Below are 25,989 nucleotides of genomic sequence, written 5' to 3'. Positions count from 1 at the left end.
GGCCGTCGTGCAGGCAGGATGGCGGTATGACGATCCCGAGGCTGCCGGACCCCGCCTACCTGACGCGCCTGCCGGACGGCACCGTCAAGCAGCTGAACCCGTTCACCGGGACGCAGGTGTGGACCGTGCCCGGACGCGGCCACCGCCCGGTGGGCTCACCGGTCGCCGACCCGACGCCCGTGACGGCGGAGGCGGCCCGCCGGGTGTGCGCCTTCTGCGAGGACCGGCAGCGCGAGACGCCGCCCGAGAAGTCCCGGCTGGTGCGGGGACCCGCGGGCCCGCAGATCCTGCGCGGGGTGCTGCCGGGCGCCCTCGGGCAGACCACCGCGCAGTTCCGGCGGGTGCCGAACCTCTTCGAGATCCTGTCCTACGACTACTGGCACCTGGGATACGGCTACGAGCTGCCGGTGGCTGCGCGGGAGCACCGGGACGCCTACCTCGCCGACCCCGCGGGGCGCGCCCACGTCCTCGCGGTCGCCCGGGCCAAGGCGCTCGCCTCCGGGACCTCGGCCGCGGCCTGGGCAGCGCTGGACGAGGACTCGCAGCTCGCGGGGACCACCGGCTTCTTCGGCGGCGGGCACGACGTGATCATCGGCCGACGTCACCTCGTCGACGGCGCCACCGACACCGGGCAGCTCGCGTCCTCCGGCACGCTGACCGTGGCGGAGCACCGGGACTACCTCGCGCTGACGCTGGACGCGCTGGGAGACCTGTACGACGCCAACAGGTTCGCGCGGTACGTCGCGGTCTTCCAGAACTGGCTCCGCCCCGCGGGCGCGTCCTTCGACCACCTGCACAAGCAGCTCGTGGCCATCGACGAGCGCGGGGTGCAGACCGAGCAGGAGATCGCCCGGCTGCGCGCCGACCTCAACCTGTTCAACGAGGCCGGCCCCGACTACGCCGCCCGGCACGGGCTCGTCCTCGCCGACACCGAGCACGCCGTCGCCTACGCGGGATTCGGCCACCGCTATCCCACCGTCGAGATCGTCTCCCGGTCCGCGACCAGCGAGCCCTGGCTCCAGTCCGAGCCGGAGCAGACGGCCATGGCGGACCTGGTCCACGCCGTGCACGCCGCCACCGGACCCGACATCCCGTGCAACGAGGAGTGGCACCACCGGCCTGTCGACGTGGACATCCCGATGCCCTGGCGGGTGCTCGTGAAGTGGCGCGTGTCGACGCTGGCGGGCTTCGAGGGCGGCACCAAGATCAACGTCAACACCATCTCCCCCTGGGCGCTGCGCGACCGCCTCCTGCCCCGGCTGCACGAGCTGCGCGCCGCGGGCACGATCTGCGGCGACCTGCGCCTCGGCGAGGAGTGCGACGTGCGGCCCTGCCTGCTGCGCTACAACCCCCTCCTGCGTAGGCCGTGAGCCGTCGGCGGGCGGCTGTCACCGATCACCTCCCGGCATACGTCCTGCAGACATGACGACGACCGGGCGCAGGCGATGAGCCGACCACCCGCAGGGTTCGACGGGTTCGCCCGGGCGAGCGCGACCCCGCTCTGCGCGCGCGCCATGCTGCTGCGCCGGGACCACCACCTGGCCGAGGACCTGGTGCCGAAGACCCTGGCGGCGAGGTACGTCCGGTGGCGGCGGATCGGCGAGGTGGGCGATCCGCTCGCCTACGCCCGGCGCACCCTCGCCAACGCCTACGTCGACCGGACACGCCGCCGGGGCTGTCACGAGCCACCCCTCGAGCACCTTCCCGACCCGGGCACGGACCCGTACGACGGCACGGACCACGCCGCGCTGCGCATCGACCCGGATCATGCTCTGGCCCGCGTCACGCCCGAGCAGCTGAACCGGCCGCCTCCTGCTTCCCGCCCGCTCCATCGCAAGGGGCACGTGGCGGGTCACGCGCGGCGTGTCGCCACCACTGGGGGCACGTGGCGAGAAGGCGCCCGGGGGACGCCGGGCAACGAGGACGGAGGCGGCGCCTGAGCACCGCCTCCGTCCTCCCGTCGTGAGGGACGTCGGTCAGAAGCTGTCCCCGCCGAAGTCGCCGCCCCCGAAGTCCCCGCCACCGAAGTCGCCGAAGCCGTCGCCCCCGAACCCGCCGTCGAACCCGCCGCCGTCGGAGAACCCATCATCCGCGAAGGACTGGTCCCCGCCGAAGCCGTCGCCGCTGGTCTCGACCGGGTCGCCGAAACCGTTGGCGTCACCACCGAAGCCGCCGTCGCCGAACCCGCCGTCGGCAAAGCTCTGGCCGCCGTTGGTGTCGTGGTCCCAGGCGTCGAAGCCGTCCATCATCTCGTGGGCGATGGCGGTGCCGATGACGCTGCCGGCGATGGAGCCGAGCATCGAGCCCATGATCATGCCGCCCATCCCCATGCCGCCCATGCCCATGCCGTAGCCGCCACCCATCCCCCCGCGGCCGAGGCCGCCGAAGGTGCGCTCCATGAAGCCGGGCTGGCGGTACTCCGCGCGGGTGGCCGCCCGCGCCAGCGACTGCGGGTCGTCGGCGGTGACGCGCTCGCCGCCGTCGGCGAGCCCCTGGAGCACCTGGCGGCGCTGCTCGGGCGTGAGCCTGGCGAAGGCCTCGGCGTGCGCCTGCTCGACGGCCTCCGGCGGGGCGGTCTGCAGCAGGTAGCGGTAGCGCGCGATGGCCTGCCGGTCCTGCTCGCTCTGGCCCGGCCGCCCCGGCGACCCCTGCTGCGGATACCCCTGCCGGGGGTAGCCCGCCGGGGCCTGCCCATAGGTCGGCTGCTGCGGCTGGTAGGCCTGCGGCTGGCTCTGGCGGCCGAAGAGGCGGTCGAGGAAACCCATGGCTCACTCCTGCGTGTGGGGGACGATTGCCTGTCGGCATACCCCCAGGAGAGTCCCTCAGTCCCCGCGGCCGGCCTCGGCGAGCCGGCGGGCGGCGTCCATCGCGATCCAGAACACCTGCTCGTGCGCGTCCTCGGCGCTCACCCAGCCGCGGTGGTCCCAGTCCTCTCCGGCGAGCGAGTCGGCGCTGAACAGGATCTGGCCGAGCTCGACCCCGCGGAAGGCCGCGACCGCGAGCAGCGCGGAGGCCTCCATCTCCACGACGGCGCACCCGGCCGCGATGCGGCGGGCGACGGTGGACCGGGTCTCGCGATAGATCCCGTCGGTGGTCCAGGTGCGTCCGCTCCGGTGCGGCGCCCCGGCGGCGTCGAGGGCATCGATGCAGGCCTGTATGCCGGTCGGCGGCGCCGCGACGACGCTCGACGTCACGCCGTAGTGCGCGCTGGTCCCCTCGTCCCGCAGCGCCGACGTCACGACGAAGGGGTGCCCCATCACCAGGTCGGGCACGAGCACGCCCGCGGACCCGACCGCGACGAACCGGGTGATCCCGCGCGCGATGGCCTCCTCGAGGAACATCGTCGCCCGCGGCGCCCCGATCTCGGGGAACAGGAAGGCGATCCGCCGCCCGCCGACCTCGCGGACGTGGCACGGCTGCTCGCCGATGATCCCGGAGAAGGTGAACGCCACCGAGCTGCCCTCGCGGGCCCCGATCGCCCGCACGGTGTCGGGGAAGAAGCACAGGACGGCGGCGTCGGGCACCTCGTCGTCCGGGAGCCGTCGGTAGATCTGGGCGGGCTCCAGGACCCCGGGCTCGTCGAGGTCACCGGCCAGGTGCAGCGGCTCCGCCCGGTGCGGCTCCTGCGGCGGCGGCCCGCTCATCGCCGCCCCACCCGGTCCAGGTCGCCCGCCCCGAAGGCCTGCGGCAGCACCTCGCGCAGCGGCGCGATCCCCCGCGGCGTCTCGAGCAGGCAGTCCGGCCCGCCGTGCTCCCAGAGCAGCTGGCGGCAGCGCCCGCACGGCATGAGCGCGGCCCCGTCGGCGTCGACGCACGCCACGGCCACGAGCCGACCGCCGCCGCTCGCGTGCAGCGCCGACACGAGCCCGCACTCGGCGCACAGCCCCACGCCGTAGGACGCGTTCTCCACGTTGCACCCGACGACCACCCGGCCGTCGTCGACCAGCCCGGCCACGCCCACGGGGAAGCGCGAGTACGGCGCGTAGGCCCGCCCCATCGCCGCGGTCGCGGCGGCCCGCAGGCTCGGCCAGTCGACCGGGGTCGGCATACCGCTCATCCCACCTCACCCTTGCGGTAGACGAGCCCGTCGGCCTGCGGCATCCGCAGGGTCTGGCTCGCCAGGGCGAGCACGAGCAGCGTCGCGAGGTATGGCGCAGACCCGGCCAGCTCGCCCGGGATCGTGTCGGTCGTCAGGTAGGCACCGCAGGCGAGCGCGCCGAGCGCCAGGGTGATCAGGCCGCCCACGAGGCGCCGCTTCCCGAGCTGCCGGACGCCCCAGGCGAGCAGGAGCACGCCGACCACGAGCAGCAGCGCGTGGATCGCGCCGCCGCGCAGCTGCACCGCGTCGAAGTAGCCGAAGAGCAGCGAGCCGGCCGCGAGCGACCCAGGCCGCCAGTTGCCGAAGATCATGGCGGCCAGACCGATGTAGCCGCGCCCGCCGGTCTGCCCGTCGCGGAACATGTTGGCCGCCACCAGCGCGAGATACCCGCCGCCGAGCCCGGCGAAGCCGCCGGAGATCAGCACGGCGAGGACCTTGTAGCGGTAGACGTCGACACCGAGCGACTCGGCGGACCAGGGGTTCTCGCCGCACGACCGCAGCCGCAGCCCGAAGGTCGTGTGCCACAGCACCCACCAGGACGCGGCCACGAGCAGCGCCGCCAGGATCGTCAGGACCGACAGGCGGGTGACGAAGGCCGCGAGCACGCCGGCGAGGTCGGAGACGAAGAACAGGTGCTTGCCCTCCAGGGAGATCAGGGCGCTGGACAGGCCCGGCACCGTCACGTCGGGCAGCTCCGGCAGCGGCGGGGACTGGGTGGCGCCGCCCCCCTCGGTGCCGGTGAAGACCCGGGCGGCGAGGTACTTCGCGCCGCCCGCGCCGATGAGGTTGACCGCGACGCCGGAGACGATGTGGTCGACGCCGAAGACGACGGTGGCGAGCGCGTGGACGGCCCCGCCGACCGTGCCGAGCAGGATCGCCCCGAGGATCCCGGCCCACGGTCCCCAGTGCCAGGCGAAGAACGCCGCGCCCCAGGTGCCGAGGATCATCATGCCCTCCAGGCCGATGTTGACCACGCCTGCGCGCTCGGCCCACAGTCCGCCCAGACCTGCCATGCCGATGGGCACGGCCAGGCCGAGAGCCGCCGCGAGCGCGCCGGAGGAGGCCAGGTCGTTCTCGCCGGTGACCACCCGCATCACCGAGACGAGCAGGATCCCGAGCAGGATCAGGCCGAGGTGGTGCCGCACCCCGAGGCGGCGACGCGGCCGGAGGGCCAGCGACCCCCGGGCGCCGCGGCCGTCGGTGTCGGTGGGGGCGGTCACGGCGGTGCTCATGCGCGGGCTCCTGACGTGGTGGTGGCCGAGGTGGCGCCGCCGGCCGAGCCCGTGCGGGAGCCCGGGGCGGGGGTGCCGGAGGTCGATGACCCCGATGCCTCGCCGAGGTCGCGGGCCACGGCGGACTGCTCGAGGCGGGCGGAGAGCCGACGCACGATCTCGTAGGCGATGACCACGGCGAGCACGATCACGCCCTGGATGATGTTGACCAGCTCGGGCGAGACGCCCGCCTTGATCTGCAGGCCGTTGCCCTGCTGGTCCAGATAGGCCCACAGCAGCGCCGCGACGGCCATGCCGATCGGGTGGTTGCGGCCGAGCAGGGCGATGCCGATCCCGGCGAAGCCGATGCCCGCCTGGAAGTTCGTGCCGTAGGCGTGGTCCTGGCCGAAGAGCAGCGGCAGCCCGATCAGGCCGGCGCAGGCCCCGGACAGCAGCAGCGTGCGCACGACCATCCGCCGGGCGTCCACCCCGCTGGCGACCGCCGCGGACTCCGACAGGCCGGACGCCCGCAGGTCGAAGCCGAAGCGCGTGCGCCCCAGGACGATCCAGTAGGCCAGCCCCACCAGGAGCGCGAGCGCGAGCAGGCCGTAGACCTTGGTCGAGCTGCCGGGCACCAGGGCCAGTCCGGGCACCCAGGAGTCCTGCGGCAGCGGCGTGGTGTTGGCGACGTTGGAGCCCGCGTCCGCGGAGGAGTCCCGGGTCCTGGTGAGCAGGAAGGCCACCAGCCCGGTCGCGACGGCGTTGAGCATGATCGACGAGATCACCTCGGACACACCGCGCTTCACCTTGAGGTAGGCCCCGATCGAGGCCCACGCGGCACCGACGGCCATGGCCACCAGGGTGGTCGCGGTGATGTTGGCCCACCCGGGCAGGAAGCCCTGGGCGCCGAAGACCGCGGCGGCGAAGACCGCCACGCGGTACTGCCCCTCGACGCCGATGTTGAACAGGTTCATCCGGAAGCCGACGGCCAGGGCGACCGCGGCGAGGTAGTACACGATCGCGCCGTTGAGGATCTTGGCGACGAGCCGTGGGCTCGGCCGCCGCAGCAGCTCGGTCCACACGGTGCCGACGGGGTCACCCGCGACGGCCAGCACGAGCGAGGTCACCACGAGGGCCACGAGCAGCGCCAGGAGCGGCGCCGCCAGGGCCAGGGCGAGGGAACGGGGCGAGAGCTTCATCGGTCGTCCTCCTGCTCGTCCAGGGGTATGCCGGTGGCCCCCGAGGCGTCGGCACGGTGCGCGTCGTCGACCCCGATGGCACCACCGAGGCCCTCGACGGCGCCGCCCTGCATGGCAGCGCCGAGCTGCTGGGGGGTCAGCGTCGTGGGCAGCGGCTCGGTGAGCCGGCCGTCGGCGATGACCCGGATGGTGTCGGACAGGCCTCGCAGCTCGTCCAGGTCGGCGGTGATCAGCAGCACGGCCAGGCCTGCGCGGCGGGCCCGCTTGATGTGCTCCCAGATCGCGGCCTGGGCACCCACGTCCACCCCGCGGGTGGGGTGGGCGGCGACGAGCACCCGCGGTTCGTGCGCCATCTCCCGGCCGATGATGAGCTTCTGCTGGTTGCCGCCGGACAGCGCCCCCGCGGTGACGTGGATCGAGGGCGTGCGGACGTCGTACTCCCGCACGATCGTCTCGGTCGACGCCTTGGCACCACGGGCGTCGACGAAGGGCCCCGCGGTGTTGGGGGCCTGCGTCTGGTGGCCCAGCACGCGGTTCTCCCACAGCGGCGCGTCGAGCAATAGCCCGTGGCGGTGCCGGTCGGCCGGGACGTAGCCCACGCCGGCCTCGCGGATCTGCCGGGTGGACCACTCGGTGATGTCCGCTCCCCCCAGGTAGACCCGTCCGCCCGTCGGCTCGCGCATCCCCATGATCACCTCGACCAGCTCGTCCTGGCCGTTGCCCTCGATCCCGGCGACGCCGAGGACCTCCCCCGCGTGGACGGTAAGCGTGACGTCGTCCAGCGCGTCCCGGGCGCCGGGCCGGGCGAGCCGGACGTGCTCCAGCCGCAGCACGACCCGGTCGGTGACGGTGGACTCCTCGGTCTGCGGGCTGGGCAGCTCGCGGCCCACCATGAGCTCGCCGAGCTCGTCCTTGGTGACCGTGCGCGGGTCGGCGCCGCCGACCGTGGTGCCGCGCCGGATGACCGTGATCGCGTCGGCGACCTCACGGATCTCGTCGAGCTTGTGGGAGATGAAGATGATGGTCAGCCCCTCGGCGGTGAGGGCCCGCAGGTTGTCGAAGAGCTCGCTGACCTCCTGCGGCACCAGGACGGCGGTGGGCTCGTCGAGGATCAGCACCCGCGCCCCGCGGTAGAGCACCTTGAGGATCTCGATCCGCTGCTGGGCCCCCACGCCGAGGTCGCCGACGCGGGCGTCCGGGTCGATGCCCAGGCCGTACTCCCGGGAGATCCGCCGGATCTCGTCCTTGGCGCGTCCGCCGATGCCGTGGAGCTTCTCGGCGCCGAGGACGACGTTCTCGGTCACCGTGAGGTTGTCGGCCAGCTTGAAGTGCTGGAAGACCATCCCGACCCCGGCCGCGATCGCGTCGCCCGGGCTGTGGAAGGTCACCTCGTGCCCGTCGATGGCGACGGTCCCCTCGTCGGGCCGCTGCACGCCGTACAGGATCTTCATCAGCGTGGACTTGCCGGCGCCGTTCTCCCCGACCAGCGCGTGGATCGAGCCCTTGGCGACCGTGAAGGTGATGTCCTCGTTGGCCACCACCCCCGGGAACCGCTTGGTGATGCCGCGGACGGCCACCGCCGGCGGCGCCTCGGGGTGAGCGGTGCTGGCTGACGTCGAGATGGTCCACGCTCCTTGCTCGGCCGGCGCCAGGGCACGGCGGTCCTTCCAGGTCAGCCTACCGGCGCCCTGCCGGGCCGGGCCGGCCGCCGCACCACCCGGCACGGGCTGGGCCCGGTCGCCCGCCGGGAGGAGGACGGCCGGGCCCGGTCGCAGGTGTTCCGCCCGCTGCGGGTGGTGGGGTGGTGCGCAACCGTCGTGGCCGCGCCCCGGTCACTTGCTGGGGACGACGATCTTGCCCGAGATGATGTCGGCCTTGGCCTTGTCGAGCTCGCCCTTCAGCGCGTCGATCCTGCCGCCCGTGGTGGCCAGCTCGACACCGTTGGACTTCAGGTCGTAGACCGCCTCGCCCGGCGTCAGCTTGCCGTCCTTGACCTGCTTGGCGAACTCGAGGACACCCACGTCCACGCGCTTGACGACCGAGGTGATGATCGAGCTGCGGACGTCGGGCTGCGCGGTCCTGGCCTGGTCGGAGTCGACGCCGATGGCCATGGCGTTCTTGGCCTTGACGGCCGTGAAGACGCCGCTGCCGGAGCCGCCGGAGGCGTGGTAGATCACGTCGGCCCCCGCTGCGAGCATGCCCTCGGCGGCGGTCTTGCCCGCGGCCGGGTCGGCGAAACCCTTGAAGTCCGGCGGCTGGGATAGGTACTTCACCTGGGACTTGATGGCCGGGTTGGTGGCCTTGGCCCCGGCGAGGTAGCCCGCCTCGAACTTCTTGATCAGGTCGGTCTGCACACCGCCGACGAAGCCGATGCTGCCGGTCCTGGACAGCTTGGCCGCGACGACGCCCGCGAGGTAGGAGCCCTCCTGCTCGGAGAACACGATGTTCTGGATGTTGGCACCCTTGGCGTCCGTGGAGTCCACCAGCGCGAACCTCGCGTCGGGGTTCTCGGCCGCGACCTTCTTGACGGCGGGGGCGTACACGTAACCCACGGCGACGATGTTGGTGAACCCGGCCTCGATCAGCTGCTGGAGGCGCTCCTCGCGCGCGGACTCCGGCTCTCCCGCGGTGGCCGTGGACTCCTTGGTCTGCGCGCCCAGCTCGGCCTTGGCCTTGTCCAGGCCGGCGGCGGCGGAGTCGTTGAAGGACTGGTCGCCGCGGCCACCCACGTCGAAGGCCATGCCGATCTTCAGCGAGCCACCGTTGCCGGCGGCCGAGGAGGAGCCACCGACGGCGGCTCCGGTGGACGTGGTGCTGCTGGTGTCGGAGGGGCTGCCGCAGGCAGCGAGGGCGACAGACGCGACCGCCACGGCGGACGCGACCTTGACGGTGCGGATCACGGGGACTCCTCGGGTAGGACGGGACGTCGACCACACTAGACCTGCTGGTAGGCCTGACTGCGGTGCGTGAACCTTCTGTCCTCAACCGACGACGAACCGTTATGCGGGCACGTCAGCGCCCTGGAGCGCGGACAGGACCGTGCCGGCGAGCAGGCGCACACCGACCCCCACGGCCCGCTCGTCGACCACGAGGTCGGGACGGTGCAGGTCGTACGTCGGCCCTCCGGGGGTGCGCGTGCCGAGCCGGACCAGGGCGCCGGGCACGTCCCGCAGCATCCAGGAGAAGTCCTCACCGCCCAACGACTGCGGGGTCGGCGCGATCGCCTGGGGCCCGAGCATCGCCGTCGCGCCCGCCACGAGGTGGCTCACCGCGTCGGGGTCGTTGACGACGGGCGGGACGCCCTGGGTGTGCTCGATCTGCACCCCCACGCCGTACGGCGAGACCAGCTGACGGACGACCTCCTCGCACAGGGGCCCGATGGTGTCCCACACGTCCGCGTCGAGCATCCGCAGGGTCCCGCTCGCCGACCCCGACGCCGGGATCACGTTGGCCGCCTCCCCCGCGTTGATCGCCCCCCACACCAGGGCCAGGCCGGCGCGGGGGTCCACCCGGCGGGACAGCACCGAGGGCAGCTCGGTCACCACGGTGGCGAGGGCGAAGGTCAGGTCCTCGGTCAGGTGCGGGCGGGAGGTGTGCCCGCCGCGACCGGTCAGGCGCACGGTGAGGATGTCGGTGGCCGCGGTGATGGCGCCGGTGCGGATGCCGACCTGCCCGACGTCCAGGGCGGGGTCGCAGTGCAGCGCGAAGACCTGGTCCACGTCCCGCAGGTGCCCGGCCGCCACCATCCGGTGGGCGCCGCCGGGCATGACCTCCTCGGCGGGCTGGAAGAGCAGCCGCACGGCCAGCCCCTGCGACCGCAACCACTCGTGGTGGGGCGCGAGCGCCAGGGCGAGACCGACGAGGCACGTGGTGTGCACGTCGTGCCCGCAGGCGTGGCAGGCGCCCGGCGTCGTGGAGGCGTACGGCAGGCCGGTGGCCTCGGTGAGCGGCAGGGCGTCGATGTCGGCGCGGACCCCGACCCGGCGGCGCGGGTGAGCCGCTCCCAGGTCGACGACCAGGCCCGTGGGGTGCATCGGCGTGATCCGCAGGCCCGCCTGCTTGAGCCGGCGCGCGACCTTGGCCGTGGTGCGCAGCTCGTCGAAGCCCAGCTCGGGCTCGCGGTGGAGGGCCCGACGCAGCTCGACCAGCTCGCCGTCGAGGCAGGCTGCTGCCGCCTCGACCGCGGCCCGGACGGCGGCCCGCGTCTGGCCCGCGATCGCACCCTCGTCGGTCAGGTCATGCACGGCACCCATGACCGGCAAGGTTACCGCGCGCGCCGCGAGGCGCCGCGACCAGGGCGGGGGGCGACACCCTGGCCGACCGGGCCGGACGACCGGACGGCGGGTGACCGGCCCGAGGCTCGGTCACCCGCCGTCAGCGGTGATCGGGTCCGATCAGAAGGCGTCGCGCGGGACGTACATGCCCCAGACGTCGCGCAGCGCGTTGGAGACCTCGCCACCGGTGGCGTTCGCCTCCAGGGCCTCCTTCATCGGGAGCAGGAGGTTGGTGCCGGTGCCCTCGGCGGCCTGGCGCAGGGCGTCGAGCTTCGCCTCGACCTTGCCGTTGTCGCGGTTCCTGCGCAGCTCGGCCAGGCGCTCGCACTGGTCGGCCTCGATCTGGGGGTCCACCCGCAGCGGGTCGTAGTGCTCCTCCTGGTCGATCTGGAACTTGTTGAGCCCCACGACGATCCGCTCGCCGGAGTCGGTCTTGAGCTGGGTGGCGTAGGCCGAGCGCTCGATCTCGGACTTCTGGAAGCCCTGCTCGATCGCGGTGACCGCGCCGCCGAGCTCGTCGACCTTCTTGAGCAGCTCCCAGGCGGCCTCCTCGATCTCGTTGGTCAGCGACTCCACGACGTAGGACCCGGCGAAGGGGTCGACCGTCTTGCACACGTCGGTCTCGAAGGCGATGACCTGCTGGGTGCGCAGCGCGAGGCGAGCAGCCTTCTGCGTCGGCAGGGCGATGGCCTCGTCGAAGGAGTTGGTGTGCAGCGACTGGGTGCCACCGAGGACGGCGGCCAGGCCCTGCAGCGACACGCGGATGAGGTTGACCTCGGGCTGCTGGGCGGTGAGCTGCACGCCGGCGGTCTGGGTGTGGAAGCGCAGCATCTGCGACTTCGGGTTCTTGGCGCCGAACTCGTCACGCATGATGCGCGCCCAGATGCGACGGGCCGCGCGGAACTTCGCGACCTCCTCGATCAGGGTGGTGCGGGCGACGAAGAAGAAGGACAGGCGCGGGGCGAAGGCGTCGACGTCCAGGCCCGCGTCCATGGCGGCCTTGACGTAGGCCTTGGCGTTGGCCAGCGTGAAGGCGATCTCCTGCACGGGGGTGGCCCCGGCCTCGGCCATGTGGTAGCCGGAGATGGAGATCGTGTTCCAGCGCGGGATCTCCTTGTTGCAGTAGCCGAAGATGTCGGAGATGAGGCGCAGCGACTGGGCCGGCGGGTAGATGTAGGTGCCGCGGGCGATGTACTCCTTGAGCACGTCGTTCTGGATGGTGCCGGTGAGCTGGTTGGCGGCGACGCCCTGCTCGGCCGCGACGAGCTGGTACATCAGCAGCAGGGTCGACGCGGGGGCGTTGATCGTCATCGACGTCGACACCTTGTCCAGCGGCAGGCCGTTGAACAGCACGCGCATGTCGTCGAGGGAGTCGACGGCGACACCGACCTTGCCGACCTCGCCGCTGGCGAGGGGGGCGTCCGAGTCATAACCCATCTGGGTCGGCAGGTCGAAGGCGACCGACAGGCCACCGGTGCCGGCCTTGACCAGCTCGTGGTAGCGCTCGTTGGACTCCTTGGCGGTGCCGAAGCCGGCGTACTGCCGCATGGTCCAGGGGCGACCGGTGTACATCGTGGGGTAGACCCCACGGGTGAAGGGATAGGACCCAGGCGTGCCGAGCTTCTCCTCGGGGTCGAAACCCTCGAGCGACGACGCGTCGTAGACCGCCTCCAGGGGCAGGTCGGACTCGGTGCGGGCGGTGGGCTTGTCGGTGCTGTCAGCCATGGTCCAAACCCTATCGTCGGCGCCACCTGCGGTCACGACCACCCCCGGCTATCGACCCCGGCCGTACGACGCCCTCGGGCAGGGTCCCGACAGGTCCCGTCGCTCCCGTCAGGTCAGCTCGGGATAGCCGCGCTCCTTCATCAGCTCCACGATGGACTTCACGTCCTGCGCCTGCGTGCGGGTCGTGACCAGGAGGACGTCGGGGGTGTCGACGACCACCACGTCCTCCAGCCCGAGCAGCACGACCTGGCGGCCGGAGCGATTGACCACCACGCCCGAGGCGTTGCGGATGTGCACCTGCTCGGCGGAGCCCAGCACGGCGACGTTCTGGCGGTCGGGGGTCTCCCCCGCCGCCGGGAGCAGCCCGGCCAGCGAGTCGAAGTCGCCCACGTCGTCCCAGCCGAAGTCCCCGGGGATGACGGCCACGCGCCCGGCGGCGGCGGCGGGCTCGGCGACGGCGTGGTCGATCGCGATCTTCTCCAGGTCCTTCCAGGTCCGGTTGAGGGACCAGGGGTTGGCGGCGATCGCGCGCAGGCCGGCCGCGAGCTCGGGGTGGTACTGCGCCAGCACGTCCAGGAGCACCCGCGCCCTGACCACGAACATGCCGGCGTTCCAGCGATAGGTGCCCAGCGACAGGTAGGCCGCGGCCGTCCCGGCGTCCGGCTTCTCCACGAACTCGGTCACGACCTGGGCCCGCGGCGCCCCGGTCACCTGCAGGGGCTCGCCCGCGCACACGTAGCCGAAGCCCGTCGCGGGGAAGGTCGGCTCGATGCCGATGGTCACCACGTAGTCGTGCTGCGCCACGGCCACGGCCTCGCGCACGCACCGGTGGAAGGCGTCCACCTCGGTGATCACGTGGTCCGCGGCGAAGGAGCCGATGACGGCGTCGGGATCGCGCAGCTCCAGCACCGCCGCGGCCAGCCCGATGGCGGCCATCGAGTCGCGCGGACCGGGCTCGACCAGGACGTCACCCGCCGCCACCTCGGGCAGCTGCGCGTGGACGGCGGCCTCGTGCCTGGCGCCGGTGACCACGAGCACCCGACCGTCGCACAGCGGAGCCAGCCGGTCGTACGTCGCCTGCAGCATCGACCGGCCGCCGCCGGTCAGGTCGTGCAGGAACTTCGGTCGGCCGGACCTGGACAGCGGCCACAGGCGGGTGCCGGCTCCACCGGCCGGGATCACGCAGTAGAAGGAGGACGACGCGGCGGGGCTCGCGGAGGCGGTGTCGGGGGCCATGGCGCCACCGTAGCGGGACTTGCCCGGGCACGGCACGGAGTCGGGAACCACCGCCCAGGACGGGACGATCCGGACTCATGCACCACGCGCGGGTGCCCCCGGTCGGGTCGTCGGGAGACGGACCAGGTCACCCGCCGGTCACCTTCGCGCCACTCGACACACCCCGAGGTGTCGCCCCGGCGTGGCCCGGGTGCCCGACGCTGGGCCCGTGCGGATCGCCATCGTCACGGAGTCCTTCCTCCCCTCGCTCAACGGGGTGACCACGAGCGTGTGCCGGGTGCTGGACCGACTGCGTGAGACCGGGCACGACGCCGTCGTCATCGCCCCCTCGCCCGCGCCGGAGACCTATGCCGGCTTCCCGGTGCGGGCCGTGACCAGCATCCCGGTGCGGCAGTTCCAGGTGGGCCTGCCGACCGGGGAGATCGAGGCGATCCTGCGCGGTTTCCACCCGGACGTCGTGCACGTGGCGAGCCCCTTCGTGCTCGGGGCGCGGGGGCTGACCGCCGCCGACCGCCTGGGCATCCCCTGCGTCGCGATCTACCAGACCGACATGGCGTCCTACCTCGAGCAGCACGGCAACGTCGCCGGCGCCGCCACGGGACGCGCCGCCGCGAAGGCCGCCTGGCGCTGGATCCGGCGCATCCACTCCCTGGCCGACCTCACCCTCGCCCCCAGCTCCGCGGCCCTGCGCGACATCGAGGACCACGGGGTTCCCCGCACCGCGCTGTGGGGCCGCGGGGTGGACACCGCGCTGTTCCGCCCGGAGTGGCGCGACGACGCCGTCTCCCGCTCGCTGCGCCGGTCCCTGGCACCCGACGGCCAGGTGATCCTGGGGTATGTCGGCCGGCTGGCGCCGGAGAAAGAGGTCGACCGCCTCGTCACGTGCGCCCGGATCCCGGGCACCCGCATCGTGGTCGTCGGCGACGGGCCGTCCCGCCCCGCCCTGGCCGAGACCCTCTCCGAGGCCGTGGCCACCTCGCCCGGGCGTCCCAACCTGCCGCCGGTGTTCCTGGGGCGCCGCTCGGGGGACGACCTGGCCCGGGCCTACGCGGCGTTCGACGTCTTCGTGCACACGGGCACCCGTGAGACCTTCGGTCAGACCCTGCAGGAGGCCGCGGCGACCCGCCTGCCGGTGGTCGCCCCCGCCATGGGCGGCCCCCTGGACCTGGTCGACCACGGCCGCACGGGCCTGCTCTTCGACCCGGGGTCGACGACCGACCTGGCCGACTGCGTGCGCCGGCTCGTGGGCTCCGAGCAGGAGCGGGACCTGATGGGGGCGGCCGCTCTCGCCCGGGTGTCGCAGCGCTCCTGGGCCGCGCTGGTGGACCAGCTCGTGGGGCACTACGCCACCGCGATCGCGCGTCACCGCAGCCACGCCGCCTGAGGGTCTTCCACCCCGAAGGGGGTGCGCAGGGCGACGACGCGCCGCTAGGGTGCCGCGAGGGGAGGGCAGTCGACCACCCCAGGGGGTTTCTCGTGCACACGTCGTCCACCGCAGTCTCGGCCGCCCGTCGGCCTGCCCGCCAGCAGGTCCGCACGGGCGCCGTCCGCTCGGCGGTCGCCGCGCTCGCCCTCCTCGCAGGAGCCGTCGCGCCGGTGGGCGCGGTCGCGGCGCCCACGCCACCTCCGGCGCCGGCCACCGGCGCACCGACCGGCACCGAGCTCGTGCCCGGTTACACCGCCACCAAGAGCCCCTGCCCCGGGACCCTGGCACCCCCGCCCCCGCGGGCACCCCACGCCCGCCACGGCGCCGCGGTCACCCCGCCACCTACCCCGACGCCGACCGGGGCACCCGCCCGCCATCCCGCGCCTCGGGTCGACGCCGGCCCGCACCCCGTGGGCGGCGACCAGCTCGGCACGGCGTCCCTCGTGGCGTCCCTCCCCGCCGGGGTGCCCGCGCCGCCCGAGCTGGACGCGACGTCATACGTCCTGGCCGACCAGACCACCGGGGCCGTGCTCGTCGCCAAGGCCCCGCACGCCAAGCTGTTCCCCGCGTCCACGCTCAAGACCTTGACCTCGCTCACCCTGCTCCCCCGCGTCCCGGCCGGGCGCACCATCGTCGCCACCCCCGCGGACCAGAACGCCGAGGGCACCCGCGTCGGCATGGTCGCCGGCAACCCTTATCGCTCCGAGCAGCTGTGGAGCGCGCTGCTGATGTTCTCGGCCAACGACGCGGCCTACGCGCTCGCGCGGACCGCGCCCGGCGGCGTGCCGGGCAGCGTGGCGGCGATGAACGCCACGGCCGCCGCGGTGGGTGCTCGCGACACCCACGTCGTCGACCCCTCCGGGCTGGACCAGCCTGCCCAGACGAGCAGCGCCTACGACCTTGCCGTGATCGGCCGGGAGGCGATGAAGCGCAAGGACTTCCGCGGCTACGTCGGCACCCGGACGATCACCTTCCCCGGCGCCCGGCAGCCCGACGGCAGGGTGGTGGCGCCCTTCCAGGTGGCCAACCTCAACCACTTCTGGTGGAACTACCCGGGCGCGACGGGGGTCAAGACGGGCTACACCACGGGGGCCCACCGCACCTTCATCGGCTCGGCGACCCGGGGCGGGCGCAGCTACCTGATCAGCTACATGTGCTCGGACACCGTCAGCTGGCAGCACGTGGGCGCGCTGATGGACTGGGCCTTCGCCCACGGGGCCGCGGCCCGTCCGGTCGGCACCCTCGCCGTGGCCGGGCAGACCACCGCGCCGACGACCGGCGCCAGTCCTGCGGGCCGGTCGAGCAGCCCGACCCCTGCCGTCACGACCGGTCCGGGGGCGGCCACGGCGCCCGTCACCGAGTCCGCCGCCGCGGCCACACCGGTGCCGCTCGTCGGCCCGGCCTCGGCCTCGTCGCCGGCGCAGCGCTGGTGGCCGGCCGGGGTGCTCGTGGGGCTCGCGGCCGTGCTGGCCGGCGTCCTCGTGCGGCGTCGCCCCCGTCGTGGCAGACCCACCCACCGCTCCTGAGGATCGTCCGCGGGACGGCCTCAGGGTCGACGTCGGGTCGGCGCTCAGCCTGCGGGACGGACGGCGGCGCCGCCCAGGCGATAACGCTCCAGGGGGCGCCAGACCTCGTCCGCACCTTGCACGTGCAGGTGGATCTCCTCGACCAGGAAGCCGCAGCAGTAGCCCGCGAGCTCCCGGTAGGCGCGCTCGAGAGCCTCCTCGGGGACGTTGTGGGCGACGGTCACGTGCGGGTGGTAGGTGAACGTCAGCGGGCGCTCCAGCAGCCCCCGACGGACCTCACGCTCCAGCTGCTCGCACGCGGGCACGCCGCGCGCCACCTGCACGAAGACCACCGGCGAGACCGGCAGGAAGGTGCCGGTCCCCCGAAGGTCCAGGCGGAAGGGCTCGACCCGGGCCGCGGCCTGGCGGAGGTGACCGTGGACCTCGTCCATGACCTGGTCGCTGATCTGCGTGGGCGGGAGCACGGTCACGTGCGTGGGGATGCCGACGGCCTGCTGGTCGCCGTAGGACAACCGAGCGCGCTGCAGCTCGCCCCCCCAAGGCTCGGGCACGGCGACGGAGACTCCGATGACGGGCATCCGGACAGCTCCTCGATCAGGCGCGGGACGCCGGACGCAGCAGGCCCACGGCGTCGTAGACACGACCAATGGTGGCAGAGGCCACCTCTCGGGCGCGCGCCGCACCCGTGGCCAGGATCCGGTCCAGCTCGGCCGGGTCGTCCATGAGCTCCAGGGTGCGTGCTCGCAGGGGCGTCACCCACTCCACGAGCACCTCGGCGGTCTCCTTCTTGAGGTCGCCGTACATCCTGCCCTCGAAGCGGGCCTCGAGCTCGGGGACGGGCGTCCCGGACAGGACCGAGTGGATGGTGAGCAGGTTGGAGACGCCGGCCTTGTGCTCCGGGTCGTAGCGGACCACGGCCTCGGCATCGGTGACGGCCGAGCGGATCTTCTTGGCGCTGCGGGCGGGCTCGTCGAGCAGGTTGATCAGGCCCTTGTCCGTCGCGGCGGACTTGCTCATCTTGGCGGTGGGGTCCTGCAGGTCCTGGATCTTGGCCCCCTCCTTGACGATGTGGGCCTCGGGGACCACCAGCGTGTCCCCGAAGCGCTGGTTGAAGCGGGTCGCCAGGTCGCGGGTGATCTCCAGGTGCTGGCGCTGGTCCTCCCCGACCGGAACCCGGGCCGCGTCGTACAGCAGGATGTCGGCGGCCATGAGGATGGGGTAGGTGAACAGGCCGACGTTGGCCGAGTGCCCCTTGGCGGTCTTGTCCTTGAACTGCGTCATCCGACCGGCCTCGCCGAAGCCGGTCTGGCACGCCAGGATCCAGCTCAGCTCGGTGTGCTCGGGCACGTGGCTCTGGACGAACAGCGTCGACCGGGTCGGGTCGACGCCGGCCGCGAGGTACTGCGCCGCGGTCACGCGGGTGCGACGCCGGATGACCTCTGGGTCCGTCGCGACGGTGAGGGAGTGCAGGTCCGCGACGAAGTAGAACGCGTCGAAGTCCTCCTGCAGGCCCACCCAGTTGACCAGCGCCCCGAGGTAGTTGCCGAGGTGCAGCGAGTCGGACGTGGGCTGCATGCCGGACAGGGTGCGGGGTCGGGTCGCTTCGGGCGTGGACATGAGATCCATTCTGGCAGGTGCTCGGGCGTGCTCACGACAGGGTGGGGGGTGAGCCGGCAGGAGCGGGGCGACGGGGTGAGGCGGGCGCCAGGACGACCCTCCCGGCACCCGCCTCGGCCGTCGCCGGTGGCCTCAGCCCTGCAGGACCGTGCCGTCCTCGACCCGGCGCGGCTCGCCCTCGTCGGCCAGGGACACCTCGCCCTTGACGACCACCCGGTCGCCGAAGGTCCAGTCGCCTGCCACCGCCAGCCGCGTCGCCTCGCGCAGCGAGGGCACGTCGCCCGGCACGCGCTGCTCGAAGTCCGCGATCTTCGCGAAGTGGCCGTCCAGGCAGACGACCGGGGCCTTGTCGACGAGCAGGTGCAGCGTCCCGTCCTCGCGCAGCTCGTACACGTCCGAGCGCAGCAGCATCAGCTCGTTGGTGGTCTTGACCGGCAGGAACCGGCTGCGCGGCACCTCGACGGCCTGGGCGCCCTGGAAGACGGCGACCGCGGCCCCCATCGCCGACTCGATCTGGTAGACCTCCGGGCTCGAGGGGTCCTTGGGGTCGACGGTCTTGACGTTGCGGATGAGCGGCAGCCCGAGGACGCCGTCGCGCTCCACGAGCAGCGCGTGCAGCCGCTCCAGGTCCAGCCACAGGTTGTTGGTGTGGAAGTACGCGTGCCGGTGCTCGTCGGTGAAGTGGTCCATCTCCTCCGGCGCGGTCTGCGCGGTCTCGCGCAGGATCAGCTGGCCGTCGTCGACCCGGATCGCCAGGTGGCCGCCCTTGCGGTCCATGGCGGTCCGGCGGCAGACCTCGGCGGCGTACGGCGCGCCGGAGGCGGCGAACCACCCGGCGAGCCGCGCGTCGGGGGCCGCACCGAGGTTGTCACCGTTGGAGACCGTGGCATAGCGGAAGCCCTTGTCCAGCAGGGACTCCAGGATCCCCGAGGAGAGCAGCGAGGGGTAGAGGTCGCCGTGGCCCGGCGGGCACCACTCGAGCTTGGGGTCCGCCGGCCACCGCACGGGGGTCAGGTCGTCGGTGCGCAGCTTGGGCTCCTGCGACTGCAGGAAGTCGAGCGGGAGGTCCTCGACGGCCAGCTCGGGATAGGCCGCGAGCGCCGCGAGGGTGTCCTCCCGGGTGTTGAAGGAGTCCATGAGCAGCAGGGGCAGCCGCACGTCGTACCGCTGCCGGGCCGCCAGGACCTGCTGGACCACGATGTCCAGGAAGCTCTTGCCGTCCCGGACCGGGAGCAGGGACTTGGCCCGGGTCATGCCCATGGAGGTGCCGAGCCCGCCGTTGAGCTTGATGACCACGGTCCGGGAGAGGGCCTCGCGGGCCTGCTCGTCGGTGACCTGCATGCCCTCGAGCGAGGGTGGCTCGGTGAGCGGACGGATGGAGTCCTCCCGGATGACACCGGTCGCTCCTTCCTCCAGCTCCCCGTAGTAGTGGCTGAAGACCTGGATCGCCGTGGCGTTGACGCCGGCGTCGGTCATGACCTGCTGTGCGCGTGCGAGTCCGTCCTGGCTCATGGGCCCAGACTCTCACGGGCTCCGGTCGCGGCGGGCACCGCGGTGGCAGGATGCACGCACGACCACACCGCCACCGAGGAGCATCATGACCGCCGTCCAGGATCGCGCCCTGCAGACCTTCCGGCAGACCTTCGCCGCCGAGCCGGAGGGGCGATGGGCCGCGCCCGGTCGGGTCAACCTGATCGGGGAGCACACGGACTACAACGACGGCCTGTGCCTGCCGATCGCGCTCCCGCACCGCACGGTGGCCGCGGCCCGGCTCCGCTCGGACGACCGGCTGGTGGTGGTCTCCGCGGACGTCGCGGGCGACCAGGTCGAGGTGGAGCTGGGCCAGGTGGCGCCCGGCGTGCCCGGAGGCTGGGGGGCGTACGTCGCCGGGACCCTGTGGGCGCTGCGCGAGGCCGGCCACGAGGTGGGTGGGATGGAGATCGCGGTGGCGTCCGACGTGCCGATCGGGGCGGGCCTGTCCTCGTCGGCGGCGCTGGAGGGCTGCGTGGCGGCCGCGGCGGCCGACCTGTGGGGGCTCGTGCTCCCGGCGCGGGAGGGGAGCGAGACGCCCGGGGCCGCCGGTGCCGCGCTGCTGGCGACGGACGCGGGCCGCGACCACCTGGCCGGCTGCTGCGTCCGCGCCGAGAACGTCATCGCGGGGGCACCCACCGGTGGCCTGGACCAGGCCGCCTCCCTGCGTTGCCGCGACGGCCACGCCCTGCTGCTGGACTGCCGCGACGGGTCCACCCGCCCGGTGCCCCTCGACCTGACGGCGTACGGTCTGGAGCTGCTGGTCGTGGACACCCGGGCGGCCCACGCACTGACCGACGGGCAGTATGCCGAGCGACGCTCCGCGTGCGAGCGCGCCGCGGCCGCCCTCGGGGTCACCGCGCTGCGGGACGTCGCCCCCGCCGACCTGGACGCGGCCCTGGCCCGGCTGGACGAGGACGTGCTGCGCCGCCGGGTGCGGCACGTGGTCACCGAGATCGAGCGGGTGCGGTACTGCGTCTCCGCGCTGGCGGCGGGCGACCTGGCGCGGGTGGGGCAGGTGTTCGACGCGTCGCACGAGTCGCTGCGCCACGACTACGAGGTGACCGGGCGGGAGCTGGACCTGGTCGTCGACACGGCTCGGGCGCACGGGGCGCTGGGGGCGCGGATGACCGGTGGCGGCTTCGGGGGCTCCGCGATCGCTCTGGTCCCGGCGGGTCGCGGCGAGGCGGTGGCGGCGGCGGTGCACGACGCCTTCGCCGCGGCGGGCCTGCGCGACCCCCAGCACTTCGTCGCGGTGGCCGCGGGTGGGGCCGAGCGCCTGGGGTGAGACCTCCGGGACGACTACCCGCTTCGGGGGAAGTTTCCGCACTCTTTGTTACCAGTGATTACTGTTGGTAATAGCGTCCGGGCATGACCGACTCCTCCCCCACCCGTCGGGCCGTGCTCGCCGGCGCCGGCGCGGCCGGCGCCGCCCTCGCCCTCCCTACCACCTCCGCCGACGCCGCCGCGGCCCGCAACGTCCAGCTGTGGCGCTGCACCGGCGCCGCGCTGGCGGGCGGCACCCACGCCGGGACGCGCTACGCCACCGGCGCGGTCGTCCTCGGCCGCCCCGCCGGACGCACGACCTACACCGACCCCTACGGCGCCCGCACCACCCGGGCCTACGACCACGGCTCCTGGTCCACCAGCTGGTCGCCGATCCCCTTCGCCTTCACCCAGCTCGTCCCCTCCTGGCGCGCCCTGACCCCGGGCGGCTCCTTCGTCTCGGTGTGGGTCCAGGCCCTCACCACCACCGGCCGCACCACCCGGTGGTTCTCCCTCGGCCGCTGGTCCGACATGACCGGCGGGTCCCCCTCGCGGATGACGGTGAACGGGCAGTCCGACACCTACGCCACCGTGGCCACGGACACCCTCAAGGCCCGACCCGGCTACGCCTTCAAGGCCTGGCGCCTGATGGTCACGCTCTACCGCCCCGCCGGGACCACGGCGACGCCGTCGCTCACGGCGGCCAACGTCATGGCGTCCGCCGTCCCCACCGGCTCGACCGTCACCGTCCCCGTCTCCCCCGTCGGGATCGGCCGGGGCACGGTGCTGCCCGTCCCGGCCTACAGCCAGATGGTCCACGCGGGGCACTATCCCGCCTGGAACGGCGGCGGCGAGGCCTGGTGCTCGGCCACCTCCCTGGCGATGCTCCTCGACTACTGGCGGGTGGGCCCCTCGACCACCGAGACCGCCTGGGTGCGCCCCACCCCGCACACCAACCCCCAGGTCGACCACGTCGTCGGCAAGGTCTTCGACCACGCCTACGACGGCTCCGGCAACTGGGCCTTCAACACGGCCTATGCCGGGGTCCGCGGCCTGGACGCCTTCGTCACCCGCCTGCGCTCGCTCGCCGAGGCGGAGCGGTTCGTCGCCGCCGGGATCCCGCTGGCGATCTCCACGTCGTTCACCCGCACCCAGCTGACCGGCGCCGGCTTCGGGACCAACGGGCACCTGATGGTCATCGCCGGCTTCGACGCCGCCGGCGACGTCGTGGTCAACGACCCGGCGTCCGGGATGGTCGCGTCCAACGCCCGGGTGCGCAAGACCTACGCCCGCGCCCAGCTGGAGAACGCCTGGGCACGCTCGGGCGGCACGACCTACGTGCTGCACCCCGGCTCGCGGCCGCTGCCGACGCCCCCCGCGCAGCGCAACTGGTGACCCCGGACGACGGCGCCCGCCCCTCCCGGTCCTCGGCAGGGGCGGGCGCTCGCGCGTGCCGCCGGGCGGCGCGACCTCAGAGGGCGTCGATGACGGCGTTGAGCGTGGCGCTCGGACGCATGGCCGCGGTGGCCAGCTCGTCGTCGACCTTGTAGTAGCCGCCGAGGTCCACGGGCTTGCCCTGAACGGCGATCAGCTCCTCGGTGATCTGGGTCTCCTTGGCCTCCAGCTGCTCGGCGACCGGGGCGAAGGTCGCCTTGAGCTCGGCGTCCTGGTCCTGGTCGGCGAGGGCGCGGGCCCAGTAGGACGCCAGGTAGTAGTGCGAGCCGCGGTTGTCGATCTGACCGACCTTGCGCGCCGGGGAGCGGTTCTCCTCCAGGAAGCGGCCGATGGCCACGTCCAGGGCGTCCGCGAGGACCTGCGCCCTGGCGTTGTCGTAGTGCGAGGCCAGGTGCTCCAGCGAGGCGCCGAGCGCGGAGAACTCACCCAGCGAGTCCCAACGCAGGTAGTCCTCGGCGACGAACTGCTGGACGTGCTTGGGGGCCGAGCCGCCGGCCCCGGTCTCGAAGAGCCCACCGCCGTTGAGCAGCGGGACGATCGACAGCATCTTGGCGGAGGTGCCGAGCTCGAGGATCGGGAACAGGTCGGTGAGGTAGTCGCGCAGCACGTTGCCGGTCACCGAGATGGTGTCCTCGCCCTTGCGGATCCGGTCCAGGCACAGCTGGATCGCCTCGGCCGGCGGCAGGATCTCGAAGGTCAGCCCCTCGGTGTCGTGCTGCGGGAGGTACTTCTCGACCTTGGCGATGACGTGACGGTCGTGCGCGCGCTCCTTGTCGAGGTAGAACACGGCCGGGGCGCCGGTGGCGCGGGCGCGGGTCACCGCGAGCTTGACCCAGTCCTGGACCGGGACGTCCTTGACGCGGGACATCCGCCAGATGTCGCCGGCCTCGACCTGGTGCTCCATGAGCACGGTCTGCCCGTCGAGGACCCGCACGGTGCCGGCGGACTCGACGACGAAGGTGGTCGGGTGCGAGCCGTACTCCTCGGCCTTCTGGGCCATCAGCCCGACGTTGGGCACGTCGCCCATCGTGGCCGGGTCGAGGGCGCCGTGGGCCCGCATGTCGTCGAACACCTGGGCGTACATCCGCGCGTAGGAACGGTCGGGGACCAGGGCCAGGGTCTGCTGCTGCCTGCCCTCGGCGTTCCACATCGTGCCGGAGTCCCGGACGACCACCGGCATCGAGGCGTCGATGATGATGTCGTTGGGGGCGTGCAGGTTGGTGATGCCCTTGTCGGAGTCGACCATGGCCAGGGCCGGACGCTCGGCATACACCGACTGGATGTCGGCCTCGATCTGGGCGCGCTCGTCCGCCGGCAGGGAGGCCAGCCGCGCGGTGAGGTCGCCGAGGCCGAGGTTGGGGTTGACCCCCAGCTCGCGGAAGATGTCGGCGTGCTTGGTGAAGACCGGCTCGAAGAAGGTCGTCACCGCGTGGCCGAACATCACCGGGTCGGAGACCTTCATCATCGTGGCCTTGAGGTGCACCGACAGCAGCAGGTCGGCGGCCTTCGCGGCCTCCATCTGCGCGGCGAAAAAGGCACGCAGCGCACGGGCGCTCATGAAGGTGCCGTCGACGATCTCGCCGTCGGTGACCGCCAGGTCCTCCTTGAGCACCGTGGTGCCCTGCTCCGAGACGAGCTCGATGCGCAGCGCGGCGTCGTGGTCCATGACCACGGACTTCTCGTTGCCGTAGAAGTCGCCCTCGTCCATGCAGGCCACGGCGGCCTTGTTGTCCGCGCTCCAGGCTCCGAGGCGGTGCGGGTGGGACTGGGCGAAGCGCTTGACCGACAGGGGCGCGCGGCGGTCCGAGTTGCCCTCGCGCAGCACCGGGTTGACGGCCGAGCCCAGGACCTTGGCGTAGCGGCCCTGGACGTCCTCGTCCGCGTCGGTCGTCGCCGTCTCGGGGTAGTCGGGGATGTCGTAGCCCTTGTCCTGCAGCTCCGTGATCGCGGCCTTGAGCTGCGGCACGGAGGCGGAGATGTTGGGCAGCTTGATGATGTTGGCCTCGGGGGTCTGGGCGAGCTCGCCCAGCGCCGTGAGGTTGTCGTCGACCCGCTGCTCGGCCGTGAGCCGGTCCGGGAACTGCGCCAGGATGCGGCCGGACAGGGAGATGTCCTTGGTCTCGACCTCGACACCGCCGGCGCGGGTGAAGGCCTGCACGATCGGCAGGAGGGAGTAGGTCGCGAGGGCCGGCGCCTCGTCGATCTTCGTCCACACAATCTTCTGTGACGTCATGAGACTCTCCAAAGTCGTCGGTGTCGCGGGTCCTGGCGGGTCACCAGGGCGGCGCTCACGGGCCGCGGCCAGGTTATCTCAACGTCGAGATATCGGCGCGGGCCAGGTCCGACGGGGTGCTCGGTCCCGACGTGCGACGAGGTGCCGGCCGCGGTGCGGGCGTCCCGGTTCATCCTACGGAGGCGGTGTGCCGCCGCTCCTGCGGGGCCACCCCGCGGCGGTCACCAGGTGCTCAGCACCCGCTCCCCCGCGCCCGCCGGACCACGTCCCCGGGGCCACCGCGCACCGCTCGCGCCAGCAGGGCGTCGCTCCAGGCGCCGAAGGGCGAGGAGTAGGACACGGCGTCCGTGCAGCCGCCCTCGTGCAGGCCCCCGATCACGCCCGTGACCAGGTGGTGACCGGTGGGCCGGGCGACCACGAGGGGGCCGCCGCTCACGCCTCCCGTCATACCGCCGCAGACGAGAGTGGGGTAGCCCCAGGCGAGGCTCTCCCGGTTGACGCACCCCACCGGACGGTCCCCCGCCCCGGCGCGATAGCCATAGCCGTGGATCGGGGTGGCGTAGGGGGCCGCCCGGCCCAGCCGGTAGCCTCCGACCACCGAGGCGATGGTGCGTCGGACGCCCCCGATCGTCTGGGGAGCCACGCGCAGGACGGCCAGGTCGCGACGGGGGTCGGCACCGGCCTGCCACGCCGGGTCGACGTAGGTCGCCACGACCGCCCAGGTGCCGTAGGGACGCCGCCCGCTCTCGTAGCCCGGGGTGATCCTCAGGTTGGTGCCGCGGCCGCCGGTGCAGTGCGCGGCCGTGACGACCAGGCTGCCGCCGGGGGCGTCGAGCACGGCGGCGGAGCAGGTGTGCCGAGAGGCGGTGGGTGACACCCAGACGGCAGCGACCGCAGGCCGGAGGCCCACGGGGGGCCGCGCCTGGGGCATGGCGACGGCCGTGACGGGCCGGGAGCCCGCTGCAGGAGCCGCGGGGACGGCGGCCCGGGCACCGGCGGGGGTCCGTCCGGCGGCCGGAGCCACCACCGGAACCCCGGCGAGAGCCACCGCCGCCGCGACGCGCGCCACGATCGAGAGGGAGAGGACAACCATGAGACCAAGGTGATTGTTTGATCACACTCAGTGGCATGGGTGGTCGATTGTTAAGTCGAAAGGGGGAACAAAGGCAGGGAGCAATCTGACAAAAGCCCG

21 protein-coding genes are annotated in these 25,989 nt (G+C 73.2%); 6 read left to right on the top strand and 15 right to left on the bottom strand.

The genetic code is table 11. From position 1 onward, the window contains the following. Positions 1 to 26 precede the first annotated feature (26 nt). Positions 27 to 1,370, top strand: coding sequence for a DUF4921 family protein (locus ACK2IS_RS05130; protein ID WP_409485071.1), 1,344 nt, complete (start codon positions 27 to 29; stop codon positions 1,368 to 1,370). A gap of 75 nt (positions 1,371 to 1,445) precedes the next feature. Beyond that, complete coding sequence (locus ACK2IS_RS05125) at positions 1,446 to 1,940, top strand: hypothetical protein (protein ID WP_409485070.1); 495 nt, start codon at positions 1,446 to 1,448, stop codon at positions 1,938 to 1,940. 36 nt (positions 1,941 to 1,976) lie between these two features. On the opposite strand, the gene ACK2IS_RS05120 is transcribed toward ACK2IS_RS05125, so the two are convergent. The 10 genes from ACK2IS_RS05120 to ACK2IS_RS05075 all read right to left on the bottom strand — a co-directional run bounded on the left by ACK2IS_RS05120 (position 1,977) and on the right by ACK2IS_RS05075 (position 13,744). Beyond that, positions 1,977 to 2,765 carry a hypothetical protein gene (locus ACK2IS_RS05120; RefSeq protein ID WP_409485069.1) on the bottom strand — a complete coding sequence of 263 codons (789 nt, stop codon included), beginning with the start codon at positions 2,763 to 2,765 and terminating at the stop codon, positions 1,977 to 1,979. Positions 2,766 to 2,822: 57 nt separating this feature from the next. Beyond that, positions 2,823 to 3,644: a nucleoside phosphorylase gene (locus ACK2IS_RS05115; protein WP_409485068.1), complete on the bottom strand. Its 822-nt coding sequence runs from the start codon at positions 3,642 to 3,644 to the stop codon at positions 2,823 to 2,825. Next, positions 3,641 to 4,057, bottom strand: a complete 417-nt coding sequence (locus tag ACK2IS_RS05110) for a cytidine deaminase (RefSeq protein WP_409485067.1) — start codon at positions 4,055 to 4,057, stop codon at positions 3,641 to 3,643. Before ACK2IS_RS05110 ends, ACK2IS_RS05115 begins: the two co-directional genes overlap by 4 nt. Further along, on the bottom strand, positions 4,054 to 5,331 hold the full coding sequence (locus ACK2IS_RS05105; protein ID WP_409485066.1) for an ABC transporter permease: 1,278 nt from the start codon (positions 5,329 to 5,331) through the stop codon (positions 4,054 to 4,056). Before ACK2IS_RS05105 ends, ACK2IS_RS05110 begins: the two co-directional genes overlap by 4 nt. Next, a complete protein-coding gene (locus tag ACK2IS_RS05100) occupies positions 5,328 to 6,509 on the bottom strand; it encodes an ABC transporter permease (RefSeq protein WP_409485065.1) in 1,182 nt (393 codons plus the stop codon). The genes ACK2IS_RS05105 and ACK2IS_RS05100 overlap by 4 nt, the downstream gene beginning before the upstream one ends. Further along, on the bottom strand, positions 6,506 to 8,047 hold the full coding sequence (locus ACK2IS_RS05095; protein ID WP_409485635.1) for an ABC transporter ATP-binding protein: 1,542 nt from the start codon (positions 8,045 to 8,047) through the stop codon (positions 6,506 to 6,508). The genes ACK2IS_RS05100 and ACK2IS_RS05095 overlap by 4 nt, the downstream gene beginning before the upstream one ends. 294 nt (positions 8,048 to 8,341) lie before the next feature. Then, positions 8,342 to 9,409, bottom strand: a complete 1,068-nt coding sequence (locus ACK2IS_RS05090; RefSeq protein ID WP_409485064.1) for a BMP family protein — start codon at positions 9,407 to 9,409, stop codon at positions 8,342 to 8,344. 99 nt (positions 9,410 to 9,508) lie between these two features. Further along, on the bottom strand, positions 9,509 to 10,762 hold the full coding sequence (locus ACK2IS_RS05085; protein WP_409485063.1) for an amidohydrolase: 1,254 nt from the start codon (positions 10,760 to 10,762) through the stop codon (positions 9,509 to 9,511). Between the two features lie 141 nt (positions 10,763 to 10,903). Beyond that, on the bottom strand, positions 10,904 to 12,508 hold the full coding sequence (locus ACK2IS_RS05080) for a methylmalonyl-CoA mutase (RefSeq protein ID WP_409485062.1): 1,605 nt from the start codon (positions 12,506 to 12,508) through the stop codon (positions 10,904 to 10,906). Between the two features lie 108 nt (positions 12,509 to 12,616). Further along, positions 12,617 to 13,744: a mannose-1-phosphate guanylyltransferase gene (locus ACK2IS_RS05075; protein WP_409485061.1), complete on the bottom strand. Its 1,128-nt coding sequence runs from the start codon at positions 13,742 to 13,744 to the stop codon at positions 12,617 to 12,619. 208 nt (positions 13,745 to 13,952) lie between these two features. Here ACK2IS_RS05075 and ACK2IS_RS05070 point away from each other — a divergent pair, with 208 nt between their 5' ends. Beyond that, positions 13,953 to 15,128 carry a glycosyltransferase family 4 protein gene (locus tag ACK2IS_RS05070; protein WP_409485060.1) on the top strand — a complete coding sequence of 392 codons (1,176 nt, stop codon included), beginning with the start codon at positions 13,953 to 13,955 and terminating at the stop codon, positions 15,126 to 15,128. A 92-nt stretch (positions 15,129 to 15,220) separates the two neighbouring features. Further along, positions 15,221 to 16,696, top strand: coding sequence for a hypothetical protein (locus ACK2IS_RS05065; protein WP_409485059.1), 1,476 nt, complete (start codon positions 15,221 to 15,223; stop codon positions 16,694 to 16,696). Between the two features lie 44 nt (positions 16,697 to 16,740). Here ACK2IS_RS05065 and ACK2IS_RS05060 read toward each other — a convergent pair whose 3' ends face one another. The 3 genes from ACK2IS_RS05060 to ACK2IS_RS05050 all read right to left on the bottom strand — a co-directional run bounded on the left by ACK2IS_RS05060 (position 16,741) and on the right by ACK2IS_RS05050 (position 19,825). Continuing rightward, positions 16,741 to 17,274, bottom strand: a complete 534-nt coding sequence (locus tag ACK2IS_RS05060) for a 2'-5' RNA ligase family protein (protein WP_409485058.1) — start codon at positions 17,272 to 17,274, stop codon at positions 16,741 to 16,743. A gap of 16 nt (positions 17,275 to 17,290) precedes the next feature. Then, complete coding sequence (gene trpS / locus ACK2IS_RS05055; RefSeq protein ID WP_409485057.1) at positions 17,291 to 18,313, bottom strand: tryptophan--tRNA ligase; 1,023 nt, start codon at positions 18,311 to 18,313, stop codon at positions 17,291 to 17,293. 132 nt (positions 18,314 to 18,445) lie between these two features. Next, positions 18,446 to 19,825, bottom strand: coding sequence for a UTP--glucose-1-phosphate uridylyltransferase (locus tag ACK2IS_RS05050; protein WP_409485056.1), 1,380 nt, complete (start codon positions 19,823 to 19,825; stop codon positions 18,446 to 18,448). An 85-nt stretch (positions 19,826 to 19,910) separates the two neighbouring features. Here ACK2IS_RS05050 and ACK2IS_RS05045 point away from each other — a divergent pair, with 85 nt between their 5' ends. Together ACK2IS_RS05045 and ACK2IS_RS05040 are read left to right on the top strand one after the other, a co-directional pair. Further along, a complete protein-coding gene (locus tag ACK2IS_RS05045; protein ID WP_409485055.1) occupies positions 19,911 to 21,131 on the top strand; it encodes a galactokinase in 1,221 nt (406 codons plus the stop codon). 83 nt (positions 21,132 to 21,214) lie between these two features. Beyond that, positions 21,215 to 22,504: a peptidase C39 family protein gene (locus ACK2IS_RS05040; RefSeq protein WP_409485054.1), complete on the top strand. Its 1,290-nt coding sequence runs from the start codon at positions 21,215 to 21,217 to the stop codon at positions 22,502 to 22,504. Positions 22,505 to 22,580: 76 nt separating this feature from the next. On the opposite strand, the gene ACK2IS_RS05035 is transcribed toward ACK2IS_RS05040, so the two are convergent. Continuing rightward, on the bottom strand, positions 22,581 to 24,797 hold the full coding sequence (locus tag ACK2IS_RS05035) for an NADP-dependent isocitrate dehydrogenase (RefSeq protein WP_409485053.1): 2,217 nt from the start codon (positions 24,795 to 24,797) through the stop codon (positions 22,581 to 22,583). A 232-nt stretch (positions 24,798 to 25,029) separates the two neighbouring features. Further along, complete coding sequence (locus ACK2IS_RS05030; RefSeq protein ID WP_409485052.1) at positions 25,030 to 25,890, bottom strand: trypsin-like serine peptidase; 861 nt, start codon at positions 25,888 to 25,890, stop codon at positions 25,030 to 25,032. Between the last annotated feature and the right edge of the window lie 99 nt (positions 25,891 to 25,989).

This window comes from Arsenicicoccus dermatophilus, from assembly GCF_046267915.1.
In the GTDB taxonomy this organism is placed as follows: Bacteria; Actinomycetota; Actinomycetes; order Actinomycetales; family Dermatophilaceae; genus Arsenicicoccus; species Arsenicicoccus dermatophilus_A.
Note: the sequence above shows the minus strand (reverse complement) of the source record. Positions and strands in the feature narration are given on the sequence as shown.